This window comes from Pseudomonas sp. GW821-FHT09A09, from assembly GCF_059418405.1.
In genome coordinates this window covers 78580-85170 of the sequence record NZ_JBWKPU010000031.1, presented here as the reverse complement: position 1 = coordinate 85170, position 6591 = coordinate 78580, and the positions used below count along the sequence as shown (strand labels likewise).

Sequence of the window (6591 nt, the reverse complement as noted above, 5' to 3'; positions counted from 1 at the left end):
CCCCCCCCCCCCCCCCCCCCCCCCCCCCCCCCCCCCCCCCCCCCCCCCCCCCCCCCCCCCCCCCCCAACCCAGCTCCTACAGTTGAAGCGCATTTCATATAAAAAACCCGGTGTTCATCTGATGAACACCGGGTTTTTTAATGCACTGTAATCACTCAGGCATCCAGCTCAGCCCAACGCTCCACCAGCGCTTCCAGTTCCTGGTTCAACGTTTCCAGGGAAGCAATCACCTTGGCAGTTTCCGCCGCCGGACGCAGGTAGAAACCCGCATCAGCCATTTCTGCTTCTACCGCAGCAATCTGCTGTTCCTTGGCGTCGATATCGCCCGGCAAGGCTTCCAGCTCGCGTTGCAGCTTGTAGCTGAGCTTCTTCTTGCCCGCCGGCGCAGCTTCTGCAACCGGAGCCGGTGCAGCGGCCACCGGGGCCACCACCGCCGAATTCAAGTCGGCTTTGCCGGATTTGCTTTCGGTCACGCCCAACAGGCGCGGCGAACCACCTTGACGCAGCCAGTCCTGATAACCGCCCACGTATTCACGCACCTTGCCTTCACCTTCGAAGACCAGGGTGCTGGTCACCACGTTGTCGAGGAATGCCCGGTCGTGGCTGACCATCAGCACGGTGCCGTTGAAGGTCAGCAGGACCTCTTCCAGCAGTTCCAGGGTTTCCACGTCGAGGTCGTTGGTCGGTTCGTCGAGGACCAGCAGGTTGGCCGGCTTGCTGAACAACTTGGCCAGCAACAGGCGCGCACGCTCGCCACCGGACAAGGCTTTCACCGGTGTGCGCGCACGCTGCGGGCTGAACAGGAAGTCGCCCAGGTAGCTGAGCACATGGCGACTCTGACCGTCGATGTCGATGAAGTCGCGGCCTTCGGCGACGTTGTCGATCACGGTCTTTTCCAGGTCCAGCTGATGGCGCAACTGGTCGAAGTAGGCCACGTCGATCTTGGTGCCCTCCTCGACCTTGCCGCTGGTCGGCTGCAGGCCGCTGAGCATCAGCTTGAGCAAGGTGGTCTTGCCGGTGCCGTTGGCGCCCAGCAGGCCGATGCGGTCACCGCGCTGCAGGACCATGGAGAAATCCTTGATCAGGAACGGGCCGTTCGGGTGATGGAAGCTGACGTTTTCCAGCACCATCACTTGCTTGCCCGACTTCTCGGCGGTGTCCAGCTGGATATTCGCCTTGCCGGTACGCTCGCGGCGTTCGCTGCGCTCAACACGCAGGGCCTTCAAGGCACGCACGCGGCCTTCGTTACGGGTGCGACGGGCCTTGATGCCCTGGCGGATCCAGACCTCTTCCTGAGCCAGCTTCTTGTCGAACAGCGCGTTGGCGGTTTCTTCGGCCGCCAGCGTCGCTTCCTTGTGCACCAGGAAGCTGGCGTAGTCGCCGTTCCAGTCGATCAGGCCGCCACGGTCCAGTTCCAGGATGCGGGTGGCCAGGTTCTGCAGGAAGGAACGGTCGTGCGTGATAAACAACACGGCGCCCTGGAAGTCCTTGAGGGCCTCTTCCAGCCAGGCGATCGCGCCGATGTCCAGGTGGTTGGTCGGTTCGTCGAGCAGCAGCAAATCCGGCTCGGACACCAGGGCCTGGGCCAGCAACACGCGACGACGCCAGCCACCGGACAATTCGGCGAGGGTCTTGTCGGCCGGCAGTTGCAGGCGGCTCAGGGTGCTGTCGACCAGTTGCTGCAGGCGCCAGCCGTCACGGGCTTCGAGGTCTTGCTGGACGTGCATCAGCTTGTCCAGGTCTTCCTCGGTGACGCAGTTCTGCGCCAGGTGATGGTATTCGGCGAGCAAGGCGCCAACACCGTCGAGGCCTTCGGCAACCACGTCGAACACGGTCCGTCCGTCGGCCACCGGCAATTCTTGCGGCAATTCGCCAATCTTGAGGCCCGGGGCACGCCACACAGAGCCGTCATCGGGCTTCTGGTCGCCTTTTACCAGCTTCATCATGCTGGACTTGCCGGTGCCGTTGCGGCCGATGATGCACACCCGCTCACCACGGGCGATCTGCCAGGACACCTTGTCCAACAACGGCATAGCGCCGAAAGCAAGGGACACATCGCTGAATTTGAGCAGGGTCATACGCTTCTCCAAAAACTGGGCGCGCATTCTACCTGAGTTGAGGGTGGGATGCGGCCGGCATTTTCACTGCCGACACGTTCTGTAGGACATTTCCACCCAAGCTGAACGAACCGGCCGGCAAAGCTTTCGCACGCGTCGGGCAAAAGGCTAAGCTAGGGGCAATCAGTGTCGGCGGTGCCGGTGCTAGTCGTGATTTCTCTGCACGGACGTCTCATGCGCAGTCGCCTTTTCAATTTTTTGTCTTGTCTGATTCTTTCCGCCACCGCCGTTCAATCCGCCCAGGCCGTGGACCTCACCACCCAACGTCAATATTACGATGAAGCCAAACGCGCCCTGGCCAAAGGCGACAGCGGCCCGTACATGCAATACAGCGCCGCCCTGGCCGACTACCCGCTCACGCCGTACCTGGCCTATGACGAGCTGACCGCCCGCCTGAAAACCGCGAGCAACGAAGAAATCGAGCAATTCCTCGCCAAGAACGGTGACCTGCCCCAGGCCAACTGGATGAAACTGCGCTGGCTGCGTTGGCTCTCCGACCGTGGCGACTGGCAGACCTTTGAAAAGTACTACGACGCCAAGCTCAATTTCGTCGAGTTGGACTGCCTTCACGCTCAGTACCAGCTCACCCACAATTTAAAAGCCGAAGGCTACAAGAACACCGAAAAACTCTGGCTCACCGGCAAATCCCAACCGGCTGCCTGCGACGCCACCTTCGGCCAATGGGCTGCCGATGGCCAGCTCACCGAACAGAAGATCTGGGACCGCGCCAAACTCGCTGCCGAAGCGCGCAACTACGCGCTGGCCAACAGCCTGGTGAAAACCCTGCCCACCCTCGGCGCCCAAGGCCGCCTGATGGTGGACGTAGCACAGAACCCCAACCTGCTCGGCGACCCATCACGCTTCCTGCCGGCCAACGAGGCCATGTCTGACGCCGTGGGCCTGGGCCTGCGCCGCCTGGCGCGCCAGGACCCGGACAAGGCCATGGCCCTGCTCGACGGCTATGCCAGCAGCATGCACTTCTCCCGTGACGAAAAAGTGTCGATCGCCCGGGAAATCGGCCTGACCCTGGCCCGTCGCTATGACCCGCGCGCCTTGGACGTCATGACCAAGTACGACCCGGAACTGCGTGACAACACCGTGTCCGAATGGCGCCTGCGCCTGCTCTTGCGCCTGGCCCGCTGGGAAGATGCCTACCAGTTGACCCGCAAGCTCCCACAGGATCTGGCCACCACCAACCGCTGGCGCTACTGGCAGGCCCGCAGCCTGGAACTGGCCGAACCGAAAAACCCACAGGCCCTGGTGCTGTACAAGAACGTGGCCAAGGAGCGGGACTTCTACGGCTTTCTCGCCGCCGACCGTTCCAAATCGCCCTACCAGCTGACCAACAAGCCGCTGGTCATGAGCCAGGCGCTGATGAACAAGGTGCGCAACACCCCTGGTGTGCGTCGTGCCCTGGAGTTCTACGCCCGCGGCCAAGTAGTGGATGGCCGCCGCGAGTGGTACCACGTCAGCCGTCACTTCAACCGCGATGAGATGGTCGCCCAGGCCAAGTTGGCCTACGACATGAAGTGGTACTTCCCGGCAATCCGTACCATCAGCCAGGCGCAGTACTGGGATGACCTCGACATTCGTTTCCCGATGGCCCACCGCGACACCCTGGTGCGTGAAGCCAAGGTGCGTGGCCTGCATTCCAGCTGGGTATTCGCCATCACCCGTCAGGAAAGCGCCTTCATGGACGACGCCCGCTCCGGCGTTGGCGCCAGTGGCCTGATGCAACTGATGCCCGGCACTGCCAAGGAAACCGCACGCAAGTTCAGCATCCCCCTGGCCTCCCCTGCACAGGTACTCGACCCGGACAAAAACATCCAGCTCGGCGCCGCCTACCTGAGCCAGGTGCACAGCCAGTTCAACGGCAACCGTGTGCTCGCCTCCGCCGCCTACAACGCCGGCCCCGGTCGCGTGCGCCAATGGCTGCGCGGTGCCGACCACTTGAGTTTCGACGTATGGGTGGAAAGCATCCCGTTCGACGAAACCCGCCAATACGTGCAGAACGTGCTGTCTTATTCGGTGATCTACGGCCAGAAGCTCAATTCGCCGCAGCCGTTGGTGGATTGGCATGAGCGCTATTTTGATGATCAATAAGGCGTAACCCAGAAACAAAAATGCCCGCATTGAACGATGCGGGCATTTTTTATGGGTGATCAATCAGTGAGAGACGTGTTCTTCCACCCCATCACTGAACTGCAACGCCGCCAACCGCGCATACAACGGGTTGCTCGCAATCAACTGCTGATGCGTGCCCACCGCCACCAGCTTGCCCTGGTCCATCACTGCGATCCGGTCGGCGTGCTTCACGGTCGCCAGGCGATGGGCGATCACCAGCGTAGTGCGCCCCTGCATCAGTTGCGGCAACGCTTGCTGGATCAGGTGTTCACTCTGAGCGTCGAGGGCGCTGGTCGCCTCATCCAACAGCAGGATCGGCGCATCCACCAGCAACGCACGGGCAATGGCCAGGCGTTGGCGCTGCCCACCGGAGAGGCCCATGCCGCCATCCCCCAGATGGGTCTGGTAGCCGTCGGGCATTTGCAGGATGAAATCATGGGCGTGGGCGATGCGCGCGGCGGCTTCCACTTGTTCGCGGCTTGCCGTCGGGTTGCCGTAGCGGATGTTCTCTTCGACGCTGCCGTAGAACAGCGCCGGGTTCTGGGACACCAGGGCAAAGTGGCGGCGCAGGTCCATCGGATCAAGCTCGGTCAATGGCCGGCCTTCCAGCAGGATACGGCCGTGCTGGGGGTCGTAGAAACGCAACAGCAGGTCGAAGATCGTCGATTTACCCGCACCGGACGGTCCGACCAGCGCCAGGGTTTCACCCGGGTTGATGGTCAAACTCAAGCCATCGATGGCGTAGCTGTCCGGCCGTGACGGGTAGGAAAAGCGCAGGTCCTGCAGCTCCATGCGGCCGCTGACACGCTCCGGCAGCGGCACGGTATCGGTGGACGGGGCCGTGATCTCATTGCTCGACTGCAATAGCTCGCCGATCCGCTCCGCCGCGCCTGCTGCGCGCTGCAACTCGCCGAGCACCTCGCTCAAGGTGCCCACGGCACTCCCCACGATCAGGCTATAGAACACGAACGCCGCCAGCTCACCACCGGAAATACGCCCGCCTATCACGTCCATGCCGCCCACCCACAGCATCACGCCCACAGCCCCCAGCACCAGCATGATCACCAACGTAATCAGCCACGCGCGCTGGACGATGCGCTTGCGCGCGGTGGTAAACGCGTCCTCCACCGTCACGGCAAAACGTTGCTCGTCCTGCACCTGATGGTTGTAGGCCTGTACGGTCTTGATCTGCCCGAGGGTCTCGGACACATAGCTGCCCACATCGGCGATACGGTCCTGGCTCAGGCGCGACAGGCTGCGAACACGTCGGCCGAAGATCAGGATCGGCGCCAGCACCAGCGGCAGCGCCACCACCACAATGCTGGTGAGCTTGGGGTTGGTGACGAACAGCAACACGATGCCCCCCAGCACCATCAAGGCATTGCGCAAGAACAGCGACAGCGAAGAACCGATCACCGATTGCAGCAGGGTGGTGTCGGTGGTCAACCGCGACTGGATTTCCGAGCTGCGGTTGTTCTCATAGAAGCCCGGGTGCAGGTAGATCAGGTGGTTGAACACCTGCCGACGGATATCCGCCACCACCCGCTCGCCGATCCACGACACCAGGTAGAACCGCGCAAACGTGCCCACGGCCAGGCCAAGTACCAGGATCATGAACAAACCGATGGACTGGTTGAGCAAGTGTGGCGACTGGGTCATGAACCCCTGGTCCACCAACAGGCGAATGCCCTGCCCCATGGACAAGGTAATACCCGCCGTCACGATGAGCGCCAACAGGGCACCGAACGCGTGCCAGCGGTAGGGTGCAATGAAGCGGCTGGCCAGGCGGATCGCACGACGTTGACGGACTGAGAACATGGAGGGCATCACCAATGAGGAACCTGTACACCTACATTGGGGGAACTTGAGTAAATAACAATGAGTCAGGTTAATTATGCCCGCCGATGCTGACCCCTAGAGGCTATCGGTCTAATGCCCGTCTGGAAATTTGTATCGGTTTCTGGTGGACTGGGTATTCGAACCGCTGATTGTGTATGGAGTTGTAACAGCTCGGTCACGCGGGGGTTTTAAGGTAGGTACACAACCTGATGAGGAGACAGGCCATGACCTTGCACACTAGCAGCACTGACAAAGTAGAAGTCGTCCGCAAAGCGCAGCAAGCAGACCTGGGTTGCTCGATTATCGACGCCCAAGGGCGCGAAGTGCCGATTACCGAAGCCATGATCCAGCAAGCGTGCCGCGAACTGGAACAGCGACTGGTCAAGCCTGCCAAGCAAGGCTAACGCGCCCAAGCTCTTTCAAAACCGGCCCTGGTGGCCGGTTTTTTTATGCCCCCCTGTAGGAGCCGGCTTGCCGGCGATGGCAACCGCAAGCACGCCATCGCCGGCAA

The 6591-nt window shown here is 61.8% G+C and carries 4 protein-coding genes; 2 read left to right on the top strand and 2 right to left on the bottom strand.

Annotated features, from left to right (window positions below):
- Window positions 1-155 precede the first annotated feature (155 nt).
- Window positions 156-2078 carry an ATP-binding cassette domain-containing protein gene (locus tag AC07OV_RS23460; protein WP_176995334.1) on the bottom strand — a complete coding sequence of 641 codons (1923 nt, stop codon included), beginning with the start codon at window positions 2076-2078 and terminating at the stop codon, window positions 156-158.
- Window positions 2079-2291: 213 nt separating this feature from the next.
- Between AC07OV_RS23460 and AC07OV_RS23455 the strand changes: the two genes are divergently transcribed.
- Window positions 2292-4220 (top strand): transglycosylase SLT domain-containing protein, encoded by a 1929-nt coding sequence (locus AC07OV_RS23455; RefSeq protein ID WP_176995333.1) that lies wholly within the window; start codon window positions 2292-2294, stop codon window positions 4218-4220.
- 63 nt (window positions 4221-4283) lie between these two features.
- On the opposite strand, the gene AC07OV_RS23450 is transcribed toward AC07OV_RS23455, so the two are convergent.
- Window positions 4284-6068, bottom strand: coding sequence for an ABC transporter transmembrane domain-containing protein (locus AC07OV_RS23450; protein WP_495093082.1), 1785 nt, complete (start codon window positions 6066-6068; stop codon window positions 4284-4286).
- A gap of 236 nt (window positions 6069-6304) precedes the next feature.
- On the opposite strand from AC07OV_RS23450, the gene AC07OV_RS23445 reads away from it, so the two are divergent.
- Window positions 6305-6484: a PA1571 family protein gene (locus tag AC07OV_RS23445; protein ID WP_176995331.1), complete on the top strand. Its 180-nt coding sequence runs from the start codon at window positions 6305-6307 to the stop codon at window positions 6482-6484.
- Window positions 6485-6591: the final 107 nt, after the last annotated feature.

What these genes read in the sequence shown, in the direction of transcription:
- AC07OV_RS23460 (WP_176995334.1), bottom strand. Translation starts at nt 2,078, where the DNA reads ATGACCCTGCTCAAATTCAGCGATGTGTCCCTTGCTTTCGGCGCTATG.
- AC07OV_RS23450 (WP_495093082.1), bottom strand. Translation starts at nt 6,068, where the DNA reads ATGCCCTCCATGTTCTCAGTCCGTCAACGTCGTGCGATCCGCCTGGCC.
- AC07OV_RS23455 (WP_176995333.1), top strand. Translation starts at nt 2,292, where the DNA reads ATGCGCAGTCGCCTTTTCAATTTTTTGTCTTGTCTGATTCTTTCCGCC.
- AC07OV_RS23445 (WP_176995331.1), top strand. Translation starts at nt 6,305, where the DNA reads ATGACCTTGCACACTAGCAGCACTGACAAAGTAGAAGTCGTCCGCAAA.